The organism is Arthrobacter sp. Rue61a (genome assembly GCF_000294695.2).
GTDB lineage: Bacteria > Actinomycetota > Actinomycetes > Actinomycetales > Micrococcaceae > Arthrobacter > Arthrobacter aurescens_A.
The window spans coordinates 2,439,568-2,463,533 of the sequence record NC_018531.1; the positions used below are offsets into that span (position 1 = coordinate 2,439,568).

General features: G+C 61.9%; 21 protein-coding genes. 13 read left to right on the plus strand and 8 right to left on the minus strand.

Annotated elements, in window-relative coordinates:
- Window positions 1-30: 30 nt before the first annotated feature.
- The 3 genes from ARUE_RS11065 to kynA are packed head-to-tail and all read right to left on the minus strand — an operon-like array spanning window position 31 to window position 3,074.
- Entirely contained in the window at window positions 31-912 is an 882-nt protein-coding gene (locus ARUE_RS11065) for a PaaX family transcriptional regulator (protein ID WP_014921856.1), read from the minus strand.
- A gap of 7 nt (window positions 913-919) precedes the next feature.
- Window positions 920-2,158 carry a kynureninase gene (locus tag ARUE_RS11070; protein WP_014921857.1) on the minus strand — a complete coding sequence of 413 codons (1,239 nt, stop codon included), beginning with the start codon at window positions 2,156-2,158 and terminating at the stop codon, window positions 920-922.
- A gap of 46 nt (window positions 2,159-2,204) precedes the next feature.
- A complete protein-coding gene (gene kynA, locus ARUE_RS11075; protein ID WP_014921858.1) occupies window positions 2,205-3,074 on the minus strand; it encodes a tryptophan 2,3-dioxygenase in 870 nt (289 codons plus the stop codon).
- A gap of 108 nt (window positions 3,075-3,182) precedes the next feature.
- On the opposite strand from kynA, the gene ARUE_RS11080 reads away from it, so the two are divergent.
- From ARUE_RS11080 to ARUE_RS11100, 5 genes are all read left to right on the plus strand, one after another.
- Window positions 3,183-3,701 carry an HAD domain-containing protein gene (locus ARUE_RS11080; RefSeq protein ID WP_014921859.1) on the plus strand — a complete coding sequence of 173 codons (519 nt, stop codon included), beginning with the start codon at window positions 3,183-3,185 and terminating at the stop codon, window positions 3,699-3,701.
- A 181-nt stretch (window positions 3,702-3,882) separates the two neighbouring features.
- Window positions 3,883-5,091 (plus strand): inorganic phosphate transporter, encoded by a 1,209-nt coding sequence (locus ARUE_RS11085; RefSeq protein ID WP_011774748.1) that lies wholly within the window; start codon window positions 3,883-3,885, stop codon window positions 5,089-5,091.
- Window positions 5,088-5,309 carry a hypothetical protein gene (locus tag ARUE_RS11090; RefSeq protein WP_011774749.1) on the plus strand — a complete coding sequence of 74 codons (222 nt, stop codon included), beginning with the start codon at window positions 5,088-5,090 and terminating at the stop codon, window positions 5,307-5,309. The genes ARUE_RS11085 and ARUE_RS11090 overlap by 4 nt, the downstream gene beginning before the upstream one ends.
- A 96-nt stretch (window positions 5,310-5,405) precedes the next feature.
- Window positions 5,406-6,590: a hypothetical protein gene (locus ARUE_RS11095; RefSeq protein WP_014921860.1), complete on the plus strand. Its 1,185-nt coding sequence runs from the start codon at window positions 5,406-5,408 to the stop codon at window positions 6,588-6,590.
- A gap of 27 nt (window positions 6,591-6,617) precedes the next feature.
- Entirely contained in the window at window positions 6,618-7,160 is a 543-nt protein-coding gene (locus ARUE_RS11100; RefSeq protein WP_011774751.1) for a dihydrofolate reductase family protein, read from the plus strand.
- Window positions 7,161-7,179: 19 nt separating this feature from the next.
- Here the strand turns inward: ARUE_RS11100 and ARUE_RS11105 are convergent, their stop codons facing one another.
- The gene (locus tag ARUE_RS11105; RefSeq protein ID WP_081589172.1) at window positions 7,180-7,644 is read right to left on the minus strand and encodes a hotdog fold thioesterase; all 465 of its coding nucleotides are present in this window, start codon (window positions 7,642-7,644) and stop codon (window positions 7,180-7,182) included.
- A 160-nt stretch (window positions 7,645-7,804) separates the two neighbouring features.
- On the opposite strand from ARUE_RS11105, the gene polA reads away from it, so the two are divergent.
- The 4 genes from polA (at window position 7,805) to rpsA (ending at window position 14,509) form a co-directional block, all read left to right on the plus strand.
- Window positions 7,805-10,447 (plus strand): DNA polymerase I, encoded by a 2,643-nt coding sequence (gene polA, locus ARUE_RS11110; RefSeq protein ID WP_014921861.1) that lies wholly within the window; start codon window positions 7,805-7,807, stop codon window positions 10,445-10,447.
- 84 nt (window positions 10,448-10,531) lie between these two features.
- Complete coding sequence (locus ARUE_RS11115) at window positions 10,532-11,845, plus strand: GNAT family N-acetyltransferase (protein WP_011774754.1); 1,314 nt, start codon at window positions 10,532-10,534, stop codon at window positions 11,843-11,845.
- Window positions 11,846-11,895: 50 nt separating this feature from the next.
- The gene (locus ARUE_RS11120) at window positions 11,896-12,849 is read left to right on the plus strand and encodes a polysaccharide deacetylase family protein (protein ID WP_011774755.1); all 954 of its coding nucleotides are present in this window, start codon (window positions 11,896-11,898) and stop codon (window positions 12,847-12,849) included.
- A gap of 184 nt (window positions 12,850-13,033) precedes the next feature.
- Window positions 13,034-14,509: a 30S ribosomal protein S1 gene (gene rpsA / locus ARUE_RS11125; protein ID WP_011774756.1), complete on the plus strand. Its 1,476-nt coding sequence runs from the start codon at window positions 13,034-13,036 to the stop codon at window positions 14,507-14,509.
- A gap of 95 nt (window positions 14,510-14,604) precedes the next feature.
- Here rpsA and ARUE_RS11130 read toward each other — a convergent pair whose 3' ends face one another.
- Window positions 14,605-15,294 (minus strand): IMPACT family protein, encoded by a 690-nt coding sequence (locus tag ARUE_RS11130; protein WP_011774757.1) that lies wholly within the window; start codon window positions 15,292-15,294, stop codon window positions 14,605-14,607.
- Window positions 15,295-15,316: 22 nt separating this feature from the next.
- On the opposite strand from ARUE_RS11130, the gene coaE reads away from it, so the two are divergent.
- From coaE to ARUE_RS11150, 4 genes are all read left to right on the plus strand, one after another.
- Complete coding sequence (gene coaE, locus ARUE_RS11135) at window positions 15,317-16,555, plus strand: dephospho-CoA kinase (RefSeq protein ID WP_011774758.1); 1,239 nt, start codon at window positions 15,317-15,319, stop codon at window positions 16,553-16,555.
- 29 nt (window positions 16,556-16,584) lie between these two features.
- Window positions 16,585-18,684: an excinuclease ABC subunit UvrB gene (gene uvrB / locus ARUE_RS11140; protein WP_011774759.1), complete on the plus strand. Its 2,100-nt coding sequence runs from the start codon at window positions 16,585-16,587 to the stop codon at window positions 18,682-18,684.
- A 168-nt stretch (window positions 18,685-18,852) separates the two neighbouring features.
- Window positions 18,853-19,878: a TerC family protein gene (locus tag ARUE_RS11145; protein ID WP_011774760.1), complete on the plus strand. Its 1,026-nt coding sequence runs from the start codon at window positions 18,853-18,855 to the stop codon at window positions 19,876-19,878.
- 29 nt (window positions 19,879-19,907) lie between these two features.
- Window positions 19,908-21,260 carry an MFS transporter gene (locus ARUE_RS11150; RefSeq protein WP_014921863.1) on the plus strand — a complete coding sequence of 451 codons (1,353 nt, stop codon included), beginning with the start codon at window positions 19,908-19,910 and terminating at the stop codon, window positions 21,258-21,260.
- Here ARUE_RS11150 and ARUE_RS11155 read toward each other — a convergent pair.
- From ARUE_RS11155 to ARUE_RS24975, 3 genes are read right to left on the minus strand one after another with little or no spacing between them, the layout of a single operon-like run.
- Complete coding sequence (locus ARUE_RS11155) at window positions 21,257-22,600, minus strand: alpha/beta fold hydrolase (protein WP_014921864.1); 1,344 nt, start codon at window positions 22,598-22,600, stop codon at window positions 21,257-21,259. The genes ARUE_RS11150 and ARUE_RS11155 overlap by 4 nt on opposite strands.
- Window positions 22,593-23,105: a GNAT family N-acetyltransferase gene (locus tag ARUE_RS11160; protein ID WP_014921865.1), complete on the minus strand. Its 513-nt coding sequence runs from the start codon at window positions 23,103-23,105 to the stop codon at window positions 22,593-22,595. Before ARUE_RS11160 ends, ARUE_RS11155 begins: the two co-directional genes overlap by 8 nt.
- Window positions 23,106-23,137: 32 nt before the next feature.
- On the minus strand, window positions 23,138-23,956 hold the full coding sequence (locus ARUE_RS24975; protein ID WP_353580049.1) for a CoA transferase: 819 nt from the start codon (window positions 23,954-23,956) through the stop codon (window positions 23,138-23,140).
- Window positions 23,957-23,966 lie beyond the last annotated feature (10 nt).

A 23,966-nucleotide genomic window follows, 5' to 3' on the forward strand; every position in this document is an offset into this window, starting at 1 on the left:
GGCGTCGCAGCCAGAAACGGGGTACAGCCATCAGGAGACGGCCACCCCGGCAGTTTCCTGAAGAACGCTCCGGACAAACTGCCCGCTCGGTTCCGCGTACGCCGCAACTATCCGACTGAACAAGGCTGTACCTTGGGCCCCGGGCCAGTCCGAGGGCAGGAAAGCCGACGGCAACCCGGGGTCGAGGTACGGGATGATCCGCCACCGGTCGATGCACTGGACGTACGCAGCAAAGGCCTCCGGGGAAGGCTCCACCGCTTCACCGCTGCTCGCTGGAATGTCGGCGCCGTTTCCGCTGACCCAGGTGTGCTCGCGGATAAAGTCCCTGTGCAGTTCGGCCACCGCGTCCAAGTCCCACCACTTGGACGCCGCATCCTGAAGGCTGCCGCCCACAAGCGGAGTCTCCGTCACGAAAATGGTGGCCATGGACCGCAGATCGAGATCGGCAAGAATTTCTTCCACCTCAACCCGCAGCGAATCAGGGCAGATCCACAGTCCGGCAGCCACCGTACCGCAACCGATCCAGTGGAGCCTGCGCCGTAATTGATGCCGCTTCTCGCGCTCTGTCTCCGGAATGGAAAAGGAGATCAGGCACCAAGGGTCCGACGCTGACATGCTCCGGGGGTTGTAGATCCGGCGGTCGCCGCGGGCCAGCATAGTCGCCGCGCCCTCGGTGAGCGTGAAGCCGGGGACGCCGTCCCGGGCCTCTTGCAACACCACGTCTTTCTTGCGGAGCCGCCCCAAGGCCGTCCGGGTTACTGTCCCGGACGTGCCTAAGGCTTCCATGAGAGTCACGATGTCCTTGGCGGACATCCACCCCCCGGCGTCACGCAGATAGAGGCCGATGACGGTGCGCAGCAGCGACGTTGTGCTCCCGGGACGGGAGTCCATATCGTCAAGGACGGCACTCATTTCCGGCTCACAGGAGTTCCAAGAGGGCGTCGCGGATGGCTGCGACTCCCACCTCAACCTCGGCAAAGCTTGTGCTCAGCGGTGAAAGGCCAATGCGCAAGCCGTGGGGTGGACGGAAGTCGGGGATGACACCCTTTTCCCACAGCTTGGCCGTGACATCGGCAAAGAGCGTGTGGTCCACCGTAATGTGCGAGCCACGCTGGGCGGGATTGCGAGGACTCACGATTTCGGCACCAAGCGGCACCAGGAGCTCCTCGGAAAGCGCGATTGCATATTCGGTCAGCTTGATCGACTTCTCGCGGACGGCGTCCATTCCCACCGTGGCGATCAGTTCCACCATGTCTTTGAGGGGCTGCATGGCCAGCACCGGAGGCGTTCCCGTGATGAACCTGCGCATGCCCTGTGCGGGTTTGTACGACTCCGTCATTCCGAATGGGTTGTCTGCACCCATCCAACCCCAGATGGGCTGCTGCAAACAGTCCTGCTGCGAGGCGTTGACGTAGGCGAAGGCGGGCGATCCGGGTCCGCCGTTGAGGTACTTGTAGGTGCACCCGACGGCAAGGTCAACACCCCATTCGTCCAGCTGCAAAGGAACGGAGCCAACCGAGTGGCAGAGGTCCCAGAGCATGAGGGCTCCGGCTTGGTGCACCTTGGCGGTAATTCCCTTGGCATCGGCCAGGAACCCGGAGCGGTAGGCCACATGGCTCAGGACAACGACGGCGGTCCGCTCACCCAACAGCCCGTCCAGGTCTTCCGCGCACACGCCGCTGGCAGGGTTCGCAGCAATCCATTTGATGTTCGCCCCGCGCTCCTTGGCGATGCCCTCAATGATGAACCGGTCAGTGGGGAAGTTGTCGCGGTCGATGATGATTTCGTCGCGACCCGGCTGGGCATCCACTGCGGCGCGGATCATTTTGTACAGCATCACCGAAGTGGAGTCACCCACTGTGGTCTGTCCCGGCGCAGCACCCAAGGCCACTTCGCCGATGCGGTCGCCCACCACGGTGGGCTCGTCCATCCATTGCTCGTCCCAGCCACGGATGAGGCGGCTGCCCCAGGCATCGTGAACGAAAGACGCCAGATTCGCGGAGGTGACCTTCAGCGGGCGTCCGAGGGAGTTGCCGTCCAGATATGAGACGAGCTGATCGGCGTCGGGCGTGTAGAAGGCATCACGCTGGGCGGCGAGGGGATCAGCGGCGTCCAATTCGGCCGACGTTGGCCGTTGGGTTTGCTGTGCTGTGGTCATGGTTGCTCCTGCGGAAGTATTGGGCGGCAGCGGCCCGGTGATGTTGTTAGTTGCCGATCTCGGTGCGAACGGCGTAGAGCTCCGGGAAGAACGTGAGGTCCAAGGCGCGCTTCAGGAAGTCCACGCCGGACGATCCGCCGGTACCTACCTTGAAGCCGATGGTGCGCTGGACTGTCCGGAGGTGGCGGAAGCGCCAGGCCTGGAAGTTGTCCTCAATGTCCACCAGGTCCTCGCAGGCTTCATAGAGGCCCCACGGGGTATCGTCCGATTCGTAGATCTTCTGGAAGATGGGAACCAGGTCTTTGCGGAACGTCCACGGCTCGCTCGTGTCCCGGTCCAGAATGTCGGCAGGAATGTCATAACCGGCGCGGGCCAGAACCCTAAGGAAGGCGTCGTACAACGTGGGCTCCTCCAGAAGCGTGCTGAGCAACGCGTGAGCCTCCGGTTCGCTCTCGAAGACGCGCAGCATTGCACGGTTCTTGTTGCCGAGCAGGAATTCAACGCCGCGGTACTGGTAGGACTGGAAGCCGGATGAGCTCCCCAGGAAACCACGGAACTGCGCGTACTCGCGGGGTGTGAGCGTTCCTAGTACGGACCATTGCTCAGTCATGGTGCGTTGGATGGCCTTGACCCTGGCGATGCACTTGAGTGCCTTGCCAAGGTTGTCCGCGTCGAAAAGCCGGCGGGCTTCCAGCAGCTCATGCAGGACAAGCTTCAGCCAAAGCTCGCTGGTCTGGTGCTGGATGATGAACAGCAGTTCATCGTGGTGTTCGGGTTCGCTGAGGGGGTGCTGGGAGCTGAGCAGACGGTCAAGGTCCAGGTACCCGCCGTAGGACATCGCATGCCGGAAATCGGTGCGGACGGTGTCCTCGATGTCACGAACACTTAGGGCGGAATGGACTGTGGGCTTTTCCATGATTTGAGACTATCACTTCCATGACGAACGTCAAGAGTTTGATTTTTCAGGCTGCGCCAAGCTGTTGTCCCGTAGGCTAAGCCACAGTCGTGGGAAAAGGGGAGTGTCATGGATTCCAGCCAAGGCGCTGTCGCGCCGGTGTCTGTTTACCTGGACGTCGACGGCGTGGTGAACCCCTTCAGCCCTCTGGGCACCACCGACTGGGGTGGCGAATGGGCCCTCGCCGATGCCGGGATCCTGGATGTCGCCTTTGCGCCGGAAGCCATAGCCGAACTGAATGAGTTAGCGGCCCATCCTGCTGCACGTTTTGTCTGGCTTACTACCTGGGAACGCCTGGCCCCTGAGTTCTTGTGCCCCGCGATCGGGCTGAACGGACACGATTGGCCCGTGCTTTCCAGCCAAGGTTGGGACGAGGGCCCGGAATGGTGGAAGCTGGTGGCCCTTCAACGGGATCTGGCCGCTGTCGGCAGCGAACGAATCGTCTGGCTCGACGATCAGCTCAGCCAAGAGTCAGATGCCCGATCCTGGGCCGAGTACCAGCAGGATCGTGTGCTTTGCATCTCACCGGATCCCCGCAAAGGTCTGTCCCGTCGCGACCTCGCTGCTGTGAGGGCGTATTTAGGCTGAACCGGAACCCGCGCACGTTTGTCCGCTCACCGGTTGGCACGTAGGATTCTTAAGGTTTCAAGCCCGCCAGAGTGAATCCCGCAAGCCACTTCAGTTGAACAATGGCTGAACTATGCTGTGGATGGCAGGTATGGGGAAGTGAAACTGCTGAACGTCGTCGACTCTGCAGATTGGGCAACAGGTGGATATCACCTTCATGGTCGCGCTGGTAATAGCGTTGGCCCTATTCTTTGACTTCACCAACGGGTTCCACGACACTGCCAATGCGATGGCTACGCCTATCGCTACGGGGGCGATCAAGCCCAAAACGGCCGTCGCCCTGGCTGCCGTGCTCAACCTCGTCGGCGCGTTCCTCTCCACGGAAGTGGCAAAGACCATCTCCGGCGGACTGATCCGCGAAGGCTCGGACGGCATCCACATCACCCCGGACATTATCTTCGCCGGACTCATGGGGGCCGTTCTCTGGAACATGATCACCTGGCTCAAAGGCCTGCCGTCGAGTTCCTCGCACGCCCTCTTCGGCGGCCTCATCGGAGCAGCAGTGGTGGGCATCGGCTTCCACTCCATCAACTTCGAGACCGTGCTGCAGAAGGTGATCCTGCCCGCCATCTTCGCGCCGCTCATCGCAGGCCTTGTAGCGTACATCTGTACCCGCCTGGCCTATGCCCTTACCTCCCGGCACGATCCCGAAACCGGTGACAAGCTCACGCAGAAACGCGGCGGCTTCCGCACCGGACAGATTTTCACCTCCAGCCTGGTGGCCCTCGCGCACGGAACCAACGACGCCCAGAAGACCATGGGCATCATCACCCTGGTCCTCATCGCAGGAGGTACGCAGGCTCCGGGCAGCGGTCCGCAGTTCTGGGTTATCGCTGCCTGTGCTTTCGCCATCGCTATCGGCACCTACGCCGGTGGCTGGCGCATCATCCGCACCATGGGCTCGGGCCTCACTGAAGTCAAGCCGGCCCAGGGATTCTCCGCCGAAACCAGCACGGCCTCGGCCATCCTGGCCTCATCCCACTTGGGCTTCGCCCTTTCCACCACACAGGTTGCCTCGGGCTCTGTCATCGGTTCAGGACTCGGCCGCAAGGGAACCTCTGTCCGCTGGGGCACCGCCGGCAAGATTGCCCTCGGTTGGTTGTTCACCCTCCCGGCCTCTGCCATCGTGGGAGCACTGACGGCCCTCCTGGTCAGCATCGGCGTTGTCGGCGTCGTCATCGCCGCCGTGGTGGGAACCGCGGCAGTCCTGTTCATGTTCGTGGTGTCACGCAAGTCCCATGTGGGCCACCACAACGCCGTCGAGGTCGAAGAAGCCGGCCACGCGGTGCGCTTCCGCAAGAAGAAAAAGTCCCGAAAGACCACCACCCCCAGCGAGGATGTGCAGCGATGAAATGGTTGGAATTGCTGCAGGTGGCCGGAGTCACTCTCTTGGCCGCAGTCACTTTGGTGGTGCTGTATTCCCTGGGCGTACGCCTCACGGCCATCGCCGGTGACGCCCAACAGAAATCGCCGGCTTTGGTGCGTTCACTGGCCTATATCTGCTTTGGTTTCTGCGCGCTGGGCGTCCTGTTCGGCATCTACCTGATCGTGCCCTACTTCGGAAAGTAGCTGCCTTTCTGGTCGTCAGCTCTGTTCGGGAGAATAATCAGCACTGTAGTTATGCACATAGCTGCGTGATTGAGAACCGCCAAAGGTGGGGCTGTCATGAAGAGCCGATCCCGGGAGCATCTCATCGGACTGGTGCTGTGCCCTGTCCTGATGCTGGGACTTTCGGCATGCCTTCCGCCTTCAACTGACGGTCTCTCGCCTGGCTCGAACCCCGCTTCGCCCCCTGCGGCCCCCGAGGCAAATGCCAGCGCATCCCCGAACACCACCACAGCAAATAGCACCTCATCAAACAGCGCGTCCCAGAACACCCCGGCACAGGACACCTCGGCGTCGGCCCCCACAACACAGGAGGCCTCGACGCAAACGCAACCCGCCGGCGTCGACCCCACCGGAAGTTCCAGCATCTCCCAACAACCCGGGGAAAGCACGGGTCCCGTGGCAGCTCCCCAGGAGCCCACCGTGGTGAGCTGGCTACCCACTGGACCCATCGGGTCCGGCGATCCTGTCCCGGGCCAGCGGTACCTCCTGCTCCAGCAACTCCAGTGCGATGCCTTGGCCGAGCACGTGGAAGGCGCATCGGATGCCGCGCTCTGGCTGGCGGGCGCCGCCGTCTGCCGCGCCCTTCAGACCGGAAGCCAAGAGGACTGGCAGCGGGCGTCCATCGCCGTAGCCACCACTCCACGGGTGTCCCAAAGGCAGTGCCTTGAATTCAGGGTGGCTGCCACGTTGACTTCTGTGGTGGCGCAGCACCGCCGCAGTCCCGGCAGTGTTTTCACGGCGGATCCGGCACCGGGAGAAGCGTGCCCCCGGCAATTGCTCGGGCTGACCGTAGTGGACGAGGACTTGCGACCCCTCATCGGCAGGCCCCGCGCCTCGGGTCCCAGGACAGGCGGCACCATTGTGCGCTTGGACGGCTACTACGTACGGGTAGGAGCTGTCCTGTTCGACGGCGTCCCTGCAGCCCCGGACATTGTGGCCGGGGGAGGGGACTACCAGGCGCTGTACCTGCGAATGCCGCCCGCCGATGGCAGGGACACCCTCCGGATTTCCATCACGGACACGGTGGAGGTGGCCGGGACGGTGACATTCTTCTACGACGGTCCCGCCGTTTCCAGCAGCACCCCTCATCCATCGGAAGCCGCGGGCACGCCACCGGATAGTGAGCCGGCCAATGAGCCGGCCAACGGGCCGCCAAGTGAACCGCCCAACAACGGTCTCTCTCGACGGACAGGGCAAGACGCGCCCTCCCTGGGCAAGCGGACCCGTCCGTCCACTGACTAGTCCGGGGTCATGTCCTAGTCTGGGGCCATGTCGATTTTCCAGTACTACGTAGCTTCAACTGTTGATGGCTTCATCGCATCACCGGATGACGACCTTGGCTGGCTCCTGCAGTTCGACCGAGTCGAGGGCGTGAACGAAAGCATCGAGTCCTTCATGGCCGGTGTCGGCTGCATCGCCATGGGGGGCGAAACCTACCGATGGCTTATGGAACATGAACCTGGGAAGTGGCCGTATCCGGGCACCCCATGCTGGGTCTTCACCCACCACGAGTACTCCGCACCGGCCGGCTCGGATATCACTTTCGTCCGCGGTGACGTTCGTGAGTTCGCACCGGACCTGCTCAAGGACGCTGGAGACAAGAACGTTTGGCTCGTGGGTGGGGGCGACCTCGTGGCCCAATTCGCTAATGCCGGTCTGCTGCACGAGATGATTGTCACCATCATTCCCGTGGTGCTGGGCGCAGGAAAGCGGCTGTTGCCGCTCAACGGCCCGACGGCGCCGCTCGAGTTGGTTTCGTCCAAGATCCTTGGCGGGGCGGCGGCCGAACTGCACTACCGGCTTCCCCGGTAGTCACGTCAACTGGCTGGAGTCAGTGGCGATTGTCCCGGATCATATTGGTGATCCGGGCTGTTGAGAGCCTTCGCCCTTTGTCATCCGTAATGACAATCTCGTGGGTGGCCAGGGTGCCGCCCAGGTGGATGGCCGTGCAGGTGCCCGTTACGGTGCCGCTGGCGACGGATCGGTGATGGGTTGCGCCGACTTCAATGCCCACGGCGTGGCGTCCCTTGCCGGCGTGCAGCGAAGCAGCAAACGATCCCAGTGTCTCCGCCAGGACAACGTGCGCCCCGCCGTGCAGGATGCCCGCAACCTGGGTGTTTCCCTCCACGGGCATGGTGGCAACACTGCGTTCGGCGCCCAGTTCCGTGAAGCGGATGCCAAGTTTCACTACAAGGGCACCAACGCCGTGTGCTGAGAGCCAATCGTGGAATTCCTGCGGCACACCTGCCTCGTTGAGCTCGTCGACAAACCTGTTCGGCGTGAAATTGTCCATCATGCCAACTAGGCTGGCACCTGTGAGTGAAACAACCAAACCGGACCAGGTTCCAACGGCCCAAGCTGCTGCCATCGCTACAGCACCCACCCCCTCTGCCACAGCATCCACCAGCATCACGGGGGAGGGCCGGCCAAGGTTGCTGGTCCTGGACGGCCACTCCATGGCGTTCCGGGCTTTCTACGCCCTCCCCGCAGAGAATTTCTCCACAGCCAGGGGGCAATACACCAACGCCGTCCACGGCTTCACGTCAATGCTGATCAACCTGATCAAGGACCAGAAGCCCACCCACGTCGCCGTAGCCTTCGATGTCTCCGATGACACCACGTTCCGTAAGGCGGAATACAGCGAATACAAGGGCGGCCGTAACGCCACGCCAGCGGAATTCGCCGGCCAAATCGGTCTCATAGCCAAGGTCATGGAAGCTTGGGGCATCCGGACCATTGCCATGCCCGGATACGAAGCCGATGACGTCCTGGCCACGCTGGCAGCACAAGGTGACGCTGCAGGCTTTGAGGTGCTGCTTGTTTCCGGTGACAGGGACGCGTTCCAACTCATCAATGACAACGTCTTTGTGCTGTACCCCAAGCAAGGTGTCAGCAACATCCCGAAGATGGACGCAGCGGCCATCGAGGAGAAGTACTTCGTCAAGCCCGGTCTGTACTCGGACCTCGCCGCGCTGGTGGGGGAGACTGCGGACAACCTTCCCGGAGTTCCGGGAGTTGGCCCCAAGACCGCTGCCAAGTGGATCAACCTCTATGGAGGGCTCGAGGGCATCCTGGAAAACCTTGATTCGATCGGCGGAAAGGTGGGTGGCGCACTCAAGGAGAACCTTGAAAACGTCAAGCGAAACCGCCGGCTGAATCAACTCCTGACCGATCTTGACTTGCCTATCACTCTGGCGGATCTACACGAGCCCCGCCCGGACCGCCAAGCGATCGAGGAGCTCTTTGAAGAGCTTGAATTCCGTACCCTACGCACCAGGCTTTTCGATCTCTACGGCGACGACACCGCTGGGGCCGCGCCGGAGACCATCGAGGCACCTGAGTTCGCCAAGCTCACGGATGCTGCAGGACTCGAAGCATTCTTCGCCGCAGGATCCGGTGTCCGCTCAGCCCTCGCCGTGCAGCTGGTACCCGGACGCATCGGGGATGACGCGAGTGCGCTGGCTGTTGTCAGGAACAACGGAGCTGCCTTCATAGAGCTGGCAGGCCTGGACGCGGCTGCAGAATCTGTCCTGGCCCGCTGGCTGCAGGATCCCGAGGAAGCCAAGGTCCTTCACGAATTCAAGTCGGCGCTCAAGGCCCTTCACAACCGTGGCTTGGGACTGGAAGGCGTGGTGGATGACACCTCCATCTCCGGCTACCTGATCCAGCCGGACCGCCGCAGCTACGACCTTGCTGAGCTGGCCCAAGTGCACCTGAAGATCTCCCTTGCCGCTGCTGCGGCCCAGTCCGGACAGTTGGAATTGGACCTTTCCGGTGACACCGACGAAGTTGCCGCAACAGCGCTCGTCCAGCATGCCGCCGTCGTGCACGCCTTGAGCAAGCACTTCGAAAAGGAACTTGCCGAGATCAAGGCCGATGCCCTGTTGACCACGCTGGAACTTCCGGTGGCACGCGTGCTGGCACAGATGGAACTGACCGGCATTTTTGTGTCCACGGACCGAATGGACGAGCAACTGGCTGACCTCACCAAGGTGATCGAGAATGCTCAGGAACAGGCTTTTGCGGCTATCGGGCATGAGGTCAACCTCGGGTCCCCCAAGCAGTTGCAAACGGTGCTGTTCGACGAACTAGGCCTCCCGAAGACCAAAAAGATCAAGTCCGGCTACACCACGGACGCTGCGTCGTTGAAGGGGCTGTTGGAGAAGACCGGCCACGAGTTCCTGGTACAACTCATGGCGCACCGCGAGTCGTCCAAACTGGCCCAGATGGTGGAGACCCTCAAAAAGTCCGTGGCGGATGATGCGCGCATCCACACTACGTACGCCCAGAACATTGCAGCCACGGGCCGCATCTCGTCCAACAACCCCAACCTGCAGAACATCCCGGTCCGCAGCGAAGAGGGTCGTCGGGTTCGCAGCATCTTCATGGTCAGCGAGGGCTATGAATGCTTACTATCGGCCGACTATTCGCAGATCGAGATGCGCATCATGGCCCACCTTTCAGGGGACCAGGCATTGATTCAGGCCTACAAAGACGGGGAGGACCTGCACCGCTTCGTCGGTGCGCGGATCTTCAATGTTGAACCGGCCGAAGTCACCAGTGCCATGCGCTCAAAAGTGAAGGCGATGTCCTATGGCCTGGCTTACGGTCTGACGTCATTCGGCTTGTCAAAGCAGCTGGAGATCTCCGTGGACGAGGCTCGCACGCTGATGAAGGACTACTACGACCGCTTCGGTGCCGTACGCGCCTACCTTGACGGCGTCAGGGACCAAGCCAGGGTAGACGGTTACACAGCCACCATCGAAGGGCGCCGCCGCTACCTGCCGGACCTGACCAGCACCAACCGTCAAGCCCGGGAAGCAGCCGAGCGCATCGCACTGAACTCACCCATCCAGGGTTCGGCCGCGGACATCATCAAGCGCGCCATGCTGGGCGTCTCGGCTGAGCTTGCCAGCCAAGGACTCAAGTCCCGCATGCTGCTGCAGGTCCACGACGAACTTGTCCTGGAGGTTGCCCCGGGAGAACGCGAAGCCGTGGAAAAGCTGGTGATCGAACAGATGGGCTCAGCTGCTGAGTTGTCAGTCCCGCTTGATGTCCAGATTGGCGTCGGTTCCAGCTGGTACGAGGCCGGACACTAATCCGGGCAGAGCATTCACAGGAACGCCGGAGGGCGCGCCGCCGAGATGGTGGCGCGCCCTCCGGCGTCTGGCTAGGCTCGAGGCGTGGCTGATCCCATTGACAACAACTCCGGAAAATACACTGTCCAACGTTTCCCTGCCGTAGCCGATCCGGCTGACCCCGGCTACAGCCGCTGCACCACTTGGGTACAGGCCGTCTCCCACGGCTTCCACCAACAGCGGCGCGACGACGAATACCTGGCCAAGACCCTGACGGCCTATCAAACCGACAAGCGCGAACTGACAGGCGTCTATGTCAACGGCAGCGTGCCTGATCACTCGCTCGGCGCCGACGTTCCGGTGGCAACGTACGCCACCATGCGCAAGGCCTTGAACATTGGCTTCGGCCGCCAGTTGGAAGCCCACCTGGTCACCGCCGTCACAGTCCGCGGTACGCACCGGCGGAACGGGATCCTTCGCGGCATGATCACCGCCGATCTGGAAGCTGCCAAGGATGACGGCCTTGCCATGGCCGCCCTCACAGCGTCCGAGGCCTCCATTTATGGCCGCTTCGGCTTCGGCGTGGCAACTTTTGAACGAAGCATCAAGGTTGATACAGGCCCACGCTTCCGGCTGAGGGGTCTGCCGCAAGGCACTGTGGAAGTCGCCGATCCGTCTGTGCTCCTGGACGTGGCCCCACAGGTCTTTGAACGTCTCCAGCGGCTCTCGCCGGGTTCCATTGACCGGCAGGAGTACTACCGGCTGGTCGCTTCCGGTTCCATCGGCCATGACGGCAAGCCAGACACCTCCGTCCGTTGCGCCCTGCACTATGACCTTTCCGGATCCTTGGATGGCTACGTTTCCTACCGCTTCAAAGGCTGGGACCACAAGCCATACACCATGGAGATCGTGGATCTTGTGGCGGCAAGCAACGCGGCCTACCTTGACCTGTGGCGCTTCCTGGGCAGCATCGACCTCATTGACGAGGTGACGTGGGTTGAAGCGCCTGTCGATGACCCCCTTGCGTGGGCACTGGAGGATCCGAGGTGCATTGAGGCCTCTGAAATCCGCGACATGCTGTGGCTCAGGATCCTGGATACACCAGCCGCCTTGCAAGCCCGCAGCTTCCCCGTTGCCGGCAGGCTGGTGCTGGAGGTGACGGATTCTTTGGGTTTGGCGGGTGGCACCTGGGTTCTGGAGTCCGACGGCGGTGCTGCCGCCGTCGTGAAGGAAGCGGCCGGAGAGACGCCCGACCTCAGCCTCGACGCAGCGGACCTTGGCTCCATCTACCTAGGTGCGGTGTCGCCGGTGACCTTGGCCGCGGCCGGTCGGATCCAGGAGAAGACCCCGGGCGCAGCCTTACTGGCCCAGCAACTCTTTGCAGTCGAACGATCTGCGCACTGCCTCACCCACTTCTAGACGGCATCAGATAGCCACAATCACATAGTCACAACCAGATAGGGACATCCATGGGGGATTCCAAGCGGCGGCCGTTGGCCGGCCGGCGATCAGTGCTGCTTGGAATGGCAGGGCTCGCTTCTGCTGCCTTGGCGGCGTGTGCGGACGGAGGCAGTGCCATCCCACGGGCGGCCTCAAACGCAACTCCTTCAGGGGCCCCGCGTACGGGTCCGGCCATAGCCCCACCTTCCATAGCTGCCAGGTCCAGCGAACAGGCCGCTGCTGCCCTTGCTCCTGCCGCAACGGCCACACCGAAGGCCAGGCCGGACAAGCAGCAGATCGTGGCGGAATTCGCCGGCAGGCATCCCAAGGAATGGGGGCTGCACGTAACGGGAGTCGTGAACAAGTCACAGTCCCACAAGGTGGCACTGACCTTTGATGCGTGCGGCGGACCGGGCGGTACGGCCTGCGACCACAAACTCCTGCAAACCCTTCGGAAGCTCAGTGTTCCCGCAACGCTGTTTATCAACAGTCGCTGGATCCACGCCAACCCCTCTCTGTCCGCAGAACTGGCCGCTGACCCCCTGTTCGAACTCGCCAACCACGGCACCGCCCACCTGCCGTTGTCAGTGAATGGCAAGTCCGCTTATGGAATCCACGGCACCGCCAGCGTTGCCGCGGCCTACGACGAACTCATGGGCAACCAGGCGATCCTGCAGGAGATCGGCGGTAAGGTTCCGCAGTTTTTCCGCCCAGGGACTGCGTTCTACGACGACGTCGCGGTAGAAGTAACGCGAAGGCTCGGTATGATTCCGGTCAACTTCACGGTCAACGGCGACGGCGGAGCCACATATTCTGCAGCCACCGTCGCGGCGGAGGTGGGGCGGGTGGTGCCGGGTGACATCGTCATTTCACACTTCAATAGACCGGCTGCAGGCACTGCGGACGGCTATGCGCGTGCCTTGCCGCGCCTGCTGGACCACGGCGTCTCGTTTGCCCGTCTTGGAGACGTTCTGACGCTGTAACACTCCTTTTGACCCTGCTTTGCCAATGCGACTAGAATAAACGGGCGTGTACTACGTGCATGCATCCATTTTGTATTAATCCACAAATCAGGATGACCCGGTATTTTGCCGTGTTCTGCCGTCCGGACCCGGGCGGCAGCGGTTTGCCTGACCGACTATCTATCCACAACGGAGCCCCTACTACATGACCATCACCTCCACCGAGAAGCCCGGTACCCCCGTAGTCGCCATTAACGACATCGGTACCGCTGAGGACTTCCTCGCAGCTGTCGACGCCACCATCAAGTACTTCAACGACGGAGACCTCGTCGAAGGTACCGTCGTCAAGGTCGACCGCGACGAAGTTCTGCTCGACATCGGTTACAAGACCGAAGGTGTCATCCCTTCCCGCGAGCTTTCCATCAAGCACGATGTTGATCCCGGTGACGTCGTCGCCGTTGGCGATCAGGTCGAAGCTTTGGTTCTCACCAAGGAAGACAAAGAAGGCCGTCTGATCCTCTCCAAGAAGCGTGCTCAGTACGAGCGTGCCTGGGGCGACATCGAGAAGGTCAAGGAAGAAGACGGTGTCGTTACCGGTACCGTCATCGAGGTTGTCAAGGGTGGCCTCATCCTGGACATCGGCCTGCGTGGCTTCCTGCCCGCATCGCTCGTGGAGATGCGTCGTGTCCGCGACCTCGCTCCGTACATCGGTCAGCAGATCGAAGCCAAGATCATCGAGCTGGACAAGAACCGCAACAACGTTGTGTTGTCCCGCCGTGCATGGCTCGAGCAGACCCAGTCCGAGGTTCGCTCCACGTTCCTCAACAAGCTGGAAAAGGGCCAGGTTCGTCCGGGCGTCGTTTCCTCCATCGTCAACTTCGGTGCATTCGTGGACCTGGGCGGCGTAGACGGCCTCGTTCACGTTTCCGAGCTGTCCTGGAAGCACATCGACCACCCGTCCGAGGTTGTCGAGGTTGGCCAGGAAGTCACCGTCGAGGTCCTCGAAGTGGATCTGGACCGCGAGCGTGTCTCCCTGTCGCTCAAGGCTACGCAGGAAGATCCGTGGCAGACCTTCGCCCGCACCCACGCCCTCGGCCAGGTTGTTCCGGGTAAGGTCACCAAGCTGGTTCCGTTCGGTGCGTTCGTTCGCGTCGAAGACGGCATCGAAGGCCTCGTGCACATCTCCGAGCTGGCAGTCCGCCACGTTGAGCTCGCCGAGCAGGTTGTCTCCGTTGGCGACGAACTGTTCGTCAAGGTCATCGACATCGACCTCGAGCGTCGTCGTATCTCCCTCTCCCTCAAGCAGGCTAACGAGGGCGTTGACGCTGACAGCACCGAGTTCGATCCCGCTCTGTACGGCATGGCCGCTGAGTACGACGAAGAGGGCAACTACAAGTACCCTGAGGGCTTCGACCCCGAGTCGAACGAATGGCTCGAAGGCTACGAGACCCAGCGCGCCGCTTGGGAGCAGCAGTACGCTGACGCCCAGACCCGCTGGGAAGCTCACAAGAAGCAGGTTGCCCAGCACGCTGCTGACGACGCTGCTGCTGCAACGTCCGGTGAGAGCGATTCCGGCACCACGAGCTACTCCTCGGAGCCGGCTGCTGCTGAGTCCAACGCTGGTACCCTGGCGTCCGACGAAGCACTCGCCGCACTGCGTGAGAAGCTGACCGGCAACTAATTCCGCCTCCCTCACGGGATGTGCTGAATAGCCAAAGAAGGACCCCTGCCTCCGGGCAGGGGTCCTTCTTGCTTAAGCCGGAACGGGGCGATCGATTAGCAGGGAACGTCCACCCACTCGGTTCCCTGGAGCCGTAGCTCCAAGTTCCCGGACGTCAACGAAGCCAAGCGGGCGTGGGCCTCGGAGATGGCCGCATCATCATCAGGCAAGGCCACCCGAAGTATGGTGTGGCGGGGTTCGTATCCAGTTTCGGCCATCACATAACCGGCGCTGCGCAGGTCATTTTCCAGGCGTCCTGCGTCAGCGTGGGGACTATTTATGGCGCACAGCCGCAGGCGTCGTCGCTGGACGAGCGGAGCGAGGTCCAAAGCAGTGGAGACCGACTCGGAGTACGCACGGACCAGCCCGCCCGCACCCAGCAGGATTCCTCCGAAATAGCGCACGACGACGACGCTGATGTCGCTGAGGTCAGTCACCGTTGCTGCCGTCTCACGTTTGATGAGGGCCTCCAGCATGGGGATGCCCGCAGTACCGGAAGGTTCGCCGTCGTCACTGGAGCGTTGAATCATGCGATCCGGACCAATGACGAAGGCGGAACAGTGATGGCGGGCGTCGTGAAATTCACGCCGCAGGTCTGTGACCAGTGAGCGGGCGGTTTCCTCATCAGGTGAACGTCGAAGAACTGTGATGAAACGGGACCGCCGGATCTCCAGTTCGTGACGGTGATCCGGACCCGCCGCGAGTGTTGTATACCTTGTCGCGCGGCTGTCTTCCTCATTGTCCACCGCTTCAGTCTAGTGTTGGAGGGTGCTGAAGATCGGGCTGACGGGCGGCATCGCCTCGGGGAAATCACTGGTGGCTTCCAGGTTGCAGGAACTGGGTGCGATCCTGGTGGACGCAGATGTCATTGCGCGGGAGGTGGTGGAGCCCGGGACACCTGGCTTGGAGCAGGTTGTTGGGGCCTTCGGTCCTGGCATCCTCGACGCCAGTGGCAGGCTTGATCGGCCCAAGCTCGGTTCCATTGTGTTTCAGGACCCTTCTCAACGCGAAGTTCTCAACAGCATCATCCATCCGTTGGTCCGTGAGGTTGCTGCGTCGATCGTGGCCAGTGCGGGCCCTGGTGACATCGTGGTCCAGGACATTCCGCTTCTTGTCGAAACAAGGCAGGGCAGCAACTTTCACTTGGTAGTGGTGGTGGATGCTCCCGATGAAGTTCGCGTTCAACGCATGGTGGGCTTCCGGCGGATGTCCAAGGAGGACGCGCTGGCCCGTATGGCGTCGCAGGCTACGCGTGCAGAGCGCATGGCCGCTGCCGACGTTGTCCTGGACAACTCCGGAACTCGGCAAGAGTTGCTCGACGCGGTGGATGATTTGTGGGCGCGCCGCTTGATGCCTTTCGCGGAGAACCTCCGCCGAGGCACCAGGGCCCGCCGCGCAGTTTGCCCTGTCATTGGTGCTTCGAAGGGGGAGTGGGCAGCTCAGGCTGAGCGGCTCGCCGAACGAATTCTCGCCGTCGCGCCCCGGGACATTCTTGCGGTGGACCACATAGGTTCCTCGTCGGTGCCCGGGCTGGTGGCAAAAGACGTCATTGACCTCCAAGTCGCTGTCGCAGATCTTGAAACGGCGGATCGGATCTCGCCCCTCCTCGCCGCTTCCGGGTTTCCCGCAGTACCCCAAGCCGATCAAGACACGCCAATGCCCTCGCACCCGAAACCAGCAGAGTGGCAACAACGATTCCACGCCAACGCGGATCCGGGCCGGCCGGTGAACCTGCACGTCCGGGTGGCCGGCTCACCCGAATGGCGTTATGCGCTGCTGTTCCGCGACTGGTTACGGGCAGAACCGTCTGCCGCGGAACTGTATCAAGCACACGAGCACGAACTGGCGGCCTCGCACACGGGGGACCAAGGCGCTGCTGCCTACGCCGACGCCAAGGAGCCGTGGTTGACCGAGGTTGCCTGGCCGCTCATGGATGAGTGGGCCAACCGCACAGGCTGGATGCCGCCGTCGTATATCTCTTCTGCTGAAGGCAAACGCGGACAGTAGCTGTCCTGGGGCGGGGGTAGATTGGTTTCATGAGCCTTGCCCAGGAAATCAACCGTGTCGTCGCGCCTTTCGAAGTGATCAGCGAGTTCAAGCCCGCCGGTGATCAGCCGACAGCCATTGCAGAGCTGACAGAACGAATCAACAATGGCGAAAAGGACGTCGTCCTTCTCGGCGCCACGGGTACGGGTAAGAGCGCCACCACGGCGTGGCTCATCGAACAGGTCCAGCGCCCCACCCTGGTGATGGTCCAGAACAAGACCCTCGCCGCACAGCTGGCCAATGAATTCCGGGAACTGCTGCCCAACAACGCGGTGGAATACTTCGTTTCCTACTACGACTACTACCAGCCGGAGGCCTACGTAGCGCAGACGGACACCTTCATCGAGAAAGACTCCTCCATTAATGAGGAAGTCGAAAGGCTCCGGCACTCGGCCACCAACGCCCTCCTGACCCGCCGCGACGTGATCGTGGTGGCCACGGTGTCTTGCATTTACGGCCTGGGTACGCCGGAAGAGTACATCGCCGGCATGGTCACGCTCCGCAAGGGCGCGGAAATGAACCGCGACCATCTTCTTCGGAAATTCGTCTCCATGCAGTACGCCCGGAATGACATGGACTTCCACCGCGGCACGTTCCGCGTGCGCGGCGACACCGTGGAGATCATTCCGATGTACGAGGAACTCGCCATCCGGATCGAATTCTTCGGTGATGAGATCGAGAACATCCAGACACTCCACCCCCTGACCGGAGAGGTTCTGCGGGACGAGGAAGAGATGTACGTTTTCCCGGCCTCGCACTATGTGGCCGGGCCTGAACGGATGGCCCGTGCCATCAAGCGGATCGAGGATGAACTCGCTGACCGCCTCAAGGTCCTCGAAGGCCAGAACAAGCTCGTGGAAGCCCAGCGGCTTCGCATGCGCACTACGTACGACCTCGAAATGATGCAGCAGATGGGTTTCTGCAACGGCATTGAGAACTACTCCGTCCACATTGACGGCCGTAACCCCGGAACGGCTCCGCACTGCCTCATCGACTACTTCCCTGATGACTTCCTGCTCGTGGTTGACGAATCTCACGTCACCATTCCACAGATCGGTGCCATGTACGAAGGCGATATGTCCCGCAAGCGGAACCTCGTGGACTTCGGATTCCGCCTTCCGTCGGCCATGGACAATCGGCCCCTGAAGTGGGATGAATTCCTGGAACGCATCGGCCAGACTGTGTATCTGTCCGCAACCCCGGGTAAGTACGAGCTAGGCAAAGCCGATGGCTATGTCCAGCAGATCATCCGTCCCACCGGACTCATTGACCCGGAGGTGGTGGTCAAGCCCACCAAGGGACAAATCGACGACCTCCTCGGTGAGATCAGGACCCGTACGGAAAAGAACGAACGCGTTCTGGTCACCACGTTGACCAAGCGCATGGCCGAGGACCTCACCGACTACCTGGTGGGTCATGGCGTCAAAGTGGAGTACTTGCACTCCGACGTCGACACCCTGCGGCGAGTGGAATTGCTCCGGGAGCTCCGGATGGGCGTCTTCGACGTCCTGGTGGGCATCAACCTGCTCCGCGAAGGTTTGGATCTTCCCGAGGTTTCCCTCGTCAGCATTCTGGACGCGGACAAGGAAGGCTTCCTGCGGTCCTCCACCTCCTTGATCCAGACCATCGGCCGTGCTGCCCGTAACGTTTCGGGCCAGGTACATATGTACGCAGACAGGATCACCGACTCCATGGCCCACGCCATTGAGGAGACCAACCGCCGCCGTGCCATCCAGGTGCAGTACAACACCGACCACGGCATAGACCCCCAGCCTCTGCGCAAGAAGATTGCCGACATAACCGATCAGCTGGCAAAGGAAGACGCAGACACCCAGGAACTGCTCAACAACAACCGGCTGGCCAAGGGTGGCAAACGTGGCAAATCAGCCGCCAAGGGCGCCGCCACTGTTCGGCAGGATGGCCTTGCCGCAGCTCCGGCCGAAGATCTTGTAGGTCTCATTGAGCAGCTGACAGAACAGATGCATGGGGCGGCCGCTGAGCTGCAGTTCGAAGTCGCAGCCCGGATCCGCGATGAAGTCAAGGAGTTGAAGCGCGAATTACGCCAGATGCAGTCCGCCGGGCACGCCTAAGGTAAGGTTGAGGTCACGTAGGGGAGTATCCCAAGCGCTACGTCCGTCAGCACGCAAGGCACAGATGCCTCGCCGGATCTAGCGGGCCGCCAACATCTGCATTCACCGCACCCTGGCAGGCCGGAGAGACTTACACCGCTTTCCCGTACCCTGCGAAAGGCACCTTTAATGCAGCTTCCCGTCTGGTTCGAGATCGGCTCTTTTGTCGCCCTCGGAATCATCCTGCTGATCGACCTCCTGTTGGTCGTCAAGCGTCCCCATGAACCTTCCATGAAGGAAGCCGGCCTGTGGGTCGGCTTCTACGTTGCACTCGCCCTGCTGTTTGCAGTGGCCATGTTCATCTTCGCCGGCCCGGAATACGGCGGGCAATTCGTCGCCGGCTGGGTCACTGAGTACAGCCTCAGTATCGATAACCTCTTTGTCTTCATCATCATCATGGCGCGCTTCTCGGTGCCCCGTAAGTACCAGCAGGAAGTGCTAATGGTGGGCATCATCATCGCGCTGATCCTCCGCGGTATCTTCATTGCCCTGGGCGCAGTGGTCATCGAGCAGTTCAGCTGGGTCTTCTACATCTTCGGCGCCTTCCTCCTCTGGACTGCTTGGAAGCAGGCCCGGGACTCCGGTGAGGACGAGGAAGACACTGAGAACCCGCTGATTGCCCGGATCCGCAAGGTCCTCCCGATGTCCGAGAAGTTTGATGGCAACAAGATCCGCACCGTGGTGGACGGCAAGAAGGTCTTTACCCCCATGCTGATCGTTTTCATCACCATCGGCCTCACTGACCTCCTGTTCGCCGTGGACTCCATCCCGGCGATCTTCGGCCTGACCCAAAGCGCCTTCATCGTCTTCACCGCGAACATCTTCGCCTTGATGGGCCTGCGTCAGCTGTACTTCCTCCTCGGCGGACTCATGACACGCCTGGTGTACCTGAAGCACGCCCTGTCCGTAATTCTGGCCTTCATCGGCGTCAAGCTTGTCCTGCACGCCATGCACGTCAATGAGCTTCCGTTCATCAACGGCGGCCACCACATCGAGTGGGCTCCTGAGATCCCCACCTATGTTTCGCTGGCGGTCATCGTGGGCACCATCATCGTTGCTGTCGTAGCAAGCCTGTTGAGCCCTGCAGCACGCCAGGCGAAGCTGGATGCACGCTTGGAAGAAGATGCACGCAAGAGCATGAGCGAAGCAGAGTAACTGACCTCCAAAAGTTGTAGTCTCGTGAAGTGACTACCACTTCAACTACGGCGCTGGACCCACAACGGGTTCAGCGCCGTACTGTTTTCCTGCTCAGTTCCGCACAGCTGCTCAGCGGCGTTGGCAATGGGGCCACACTTTCCATCGGCTCCCTGCTGGCCGTGGACCTATCAGGATCCGAAGCATGGGCGGGATCCATCACCACCGTCCTGACACTCGCTGCCGCAGTTGCAGCACTGCCGCTGGCCAGATTGGCTGAGGCACGCGGCCGGCGCGTAGGTCTTGTCACCGGGTTGGTAGCTGCGATGGTGGGTGCGCTGCTCATCATCGCGTCAGTCATGAGCCAGTCGTTCGTGCTTCTTTTGCTGGGCGCAGCCTTCCTTGGCCTTGGGACCGCCGCGAACCTGCAGGCACGGTTCGCCGCCGTCGACCTCGCTGAACCGGAGCACCGTGGTCGATCATTGTCCACCGTGGTCTGGGCCATCACCATCGGAGCTGTGGCAGGGCCCAACCTGATCCAGCCCGGAGCCGCAGTGGGTGAGGCACTTGGCCTGCCGCCCATCGCCGGCCCCTTCGTCTTCTCCGCTGTGGGACTGTTCCTGGCAGCCGGCCTGTTGTTCGCAGGCTTGAGGCCGGATCCGCTGCTGATGTCCCGTCGACTGGCCGCTCAGGCTGAGGCTGGTGACGAGCCAGGGGCGCAGCCTGTCCGGGGAACCATCCGGTCCGGTCTTCGCGCAGTCCGTTCATCACCGCAGGCGATGCTCGCACTGGCGGCAGTGGTCGCTGCCCACGGAGTCATGGTGGCTGTCATGTCAATGACACCGCTGCATCTTCAACAGCTTGTGGGTGGATCCCATGAAGGACACCATGGAGGAACCACCGACAGCACGGATGCGCTGGTGGTCATCGGGCTCACGATTTCCCTCCACATCGCTGGAATGTTCGCCCTATCGCCCCTGTGGGGTTGGCTGACAGACAAGGCCGGCCGCTTTCAGACCATTGCCATGGGCCACGGGCTTTTGCTGGTTGCGGTGTTCATCGCCGGCTTCGGCCAACATGAACCTGCGTTGGTGACGGTAGGGCTCATTCTCCTGGGCCTGGGATGGTCGGCGGCAACCATTGCCGGATCAACGCTGTTGGCCGAGAGCCTCGCACCTGAGCAACGCGTCACCGTGCAGGGCGTCTCGGACACCCTGATGGGTGCCGCCGGAGCGGTCGGCGGTGCAACCTCCGGCCTCTTGCTTGCCTGGATTGGCTATCAAGGCCTCAACATCGCTTCCAGCGTTCTCGCCGCAGCTGTGCTTGCCCTGACGGTCATTATGGCAGCCGGCCGGCGGACACCGGCTTCGATGGGCGGCCAGCCGGATGGCACGTCTGCTTAGCGGGTGGCGCGCACCATGCCGAAGAGTCTCCCAAAGATGCCCTCACCGTCTTCGCCGATGCCGTCATGGTGGAAGTCCGAGGTGACCCAGGTTTGAAGTCCGCGCACCGCAGCAGCGGTTTCAAGGGAAAGATCATGATCCACGTAGATGTCGTCCTTGTATACGGCGGCAGCAACGGGGACTGTGTTGGACGCCAACCGGGTGGGGTCGTATAACGGTTTCCAATCTTTCCGGGCGGCAAGTTGTTCGGCCACATCGCGCAAGGGAACGAGTGCCGGATCCTGTTCGAAGTACCAGGGGTAGACCATTTCCCCCGTGAGCAGAGGCTCTTCCGCCTCAGGCTTGAACTCCGGGTAGTCCTCAAGAACACGCCAAGCGGCCCAGTTGGTTGCCTCGCCCTGACCATAGATTGATTCGTGCAGGACGGCGTAGAGCGGATTGGCTGCCCGGCTCACGAGCCCCCGTACTTGTTCCAGGAACGTTTCTGACAATCGCTCGCCCGAAGGCGTGTCGATAAAAGCATCCTCCAACAGGTAGTGCAAAGCATCCACCCTGGTGTTGCCGCCCAGGAAGGATCCCACCATTTGGAAACGCTCCGGCGTCAACCGTTCGCCACTGGCCATGAGTTCAGTGTGCTGCTCCAGATGACGGGCAATTCGCGTGACCTTTTCCCGGTCCTCCGGGTACCACGAGAAATACTCCGCATTCCTCGCGGCAACTCGACGGAATGTTGCCTGATACACGCGGTCCGCTGCACCGTGGAGGGGTGCCAAGCCACCGGTGATGAGCACTTCCCGCAGCCCCTCCGGGGCGAATGACAGGTACGTCAAAGCACAGAACCCACCGAAGCTTTGGCCCAGTACTGACCACGGGCCGGATCCCAGGACAGCCCGGATGTGCTCGGCGTCGGCCACGATGGAATCGGCACGGAAGTGGGTCAGGTATTCTGCTTGCGCCGCGGCGTCGCCCTGGAGCTCAAGCGACTGCCGTTCAATCGGCGCGGACAATCCGGTGCCCCGTTGGTCCAGCATCAGGATGCGGAAATCCTTTGCCGCAGCCTTCATCCAGCCGGACAGCGAGGTGACACGGTTGCCTCTGCCACCGGGTCCACCCTGGAGGAACAGCAGCCACGGCAGCTTGGAGGCCTCGACCGCCGAATGGTCGGTGGAGGAGTATTCCCGGGCAAAGATGGTGATCGTCTCGCCGGGGACTTCCGCCTGATGCACCAAGGGAACCGTGAAGTAATGCTCCACTGTCCGGAGTCCACGGAATTCGTGGCGGGCTTGGATGCGGTGCTCGCCGGCGGAGGGCCGCTGGTTAGCCATTGACCAGTCAGCCATGGGTAAGAGCCTCCTTCGCCGCACCGACGTTCGTCCCGTAGGCCTGGAGCGCGTCGCCTGTCAGCCTGAACGTTGACCATTCCTCCATGGGGAACGCACCAAGGTTCTTGTAGAAGTTGATGGAGGGTTCATTCCAGTTCAGGACGCTCCACTCCACCCGGGCGTAACCACGTTCGACGGCGGTGGCGGCCAGATACTGCAAGAGCGCCTTGCCGTGTCCCTCGCCACGGGCATCCGGAACCACGTAGAGGTCCTCAAGGTAGATGCCGTGGACGCCTTCCCATGTGGAGTAGTTCAGGAACCAGAGCGCGAAACCCTGAACTGTGCCTGCGCTGTTTTCCGCAATGGTGGCGTATACCCGCGGATTCTCGCCAAAGAGTACTTCGGCGAGCATGGCCGGGGTGTTCTTAACGGCGTCCGGTTCCTTTTCGTAGATCGCAAGGTCGTGGATCATACGAAGGATGGCAGGGACGTCTTCAATGGTGGCGGGGCGGATTACACTCATGCATTCGAGCTTACTAGGGGCTCGCTGGCTTCCTACCGCCAGGCGAGCGTGGACGTTCCGTAAGGCACAGGTGGCTGCCGGTAACTGAGCGGGACGCCCTCGACCAGAAGGGGCGGCCCCACAAACGTGAGCTGGCCGTAGGGGCTGTCTGCTCCGAGGAGGTTCGGCTCCCGCAGTGAGCTCACGGGGATGCCCTGATAGCCGGAAGGCACGGCGAACAGCTCCTCGGCCGTCCGTGCCAAGGAGAGACTCGCAGATCCACCGGCTCCGGTCCTTGATCGCTCCGCCAGTAAAGCCAGCACCGCCGCCGCGAGCCCGTAACCTGTGGCGTGGTCCAAGGCCTGTACCGGGAGCGCCCCGGGTTTCCACCCGTCGTCGTGCTTCTGTCCATACCGCTCCGCTATCCCGCAGGCTGCCTGAACCAGGCTGTCAAAGCCTCGCCTGCCCGTCCATGGCCCGCTGCTGCCCCAAGCGGTCAGTGTGACCACCACAAGGTCCGGCCTCGCAGCCAGCAGGGCATCCGGAGCTAAACCGAATTTGTCCAAGCCGCCGGCCCGGTACCCGGTGATCACCACATCCGCTGAAGCCACAAGAGCGTGAACAGCTGCCAGGTCGTCGGACTTCCTGAGATCCGCTTCGGCGCTGCGTTTGTCGAACCCGGCGTCGATGAATGCATCGCTCAGTTCCGGAAGGAGGGGCGGGTCGATGCGCAGAACGTCCGCGCCCAGCGCACCCAATAGGCGCGTTGACGTAGGTCCGGCGATGACCCGCGTCAGGTCGAGCACTTTAAGCCCGTCCAACGGCCGGAGTGGGTCCGCAGACGGCGTCCATGACGGGGCCTTCGAATCCAAGGACCCAATA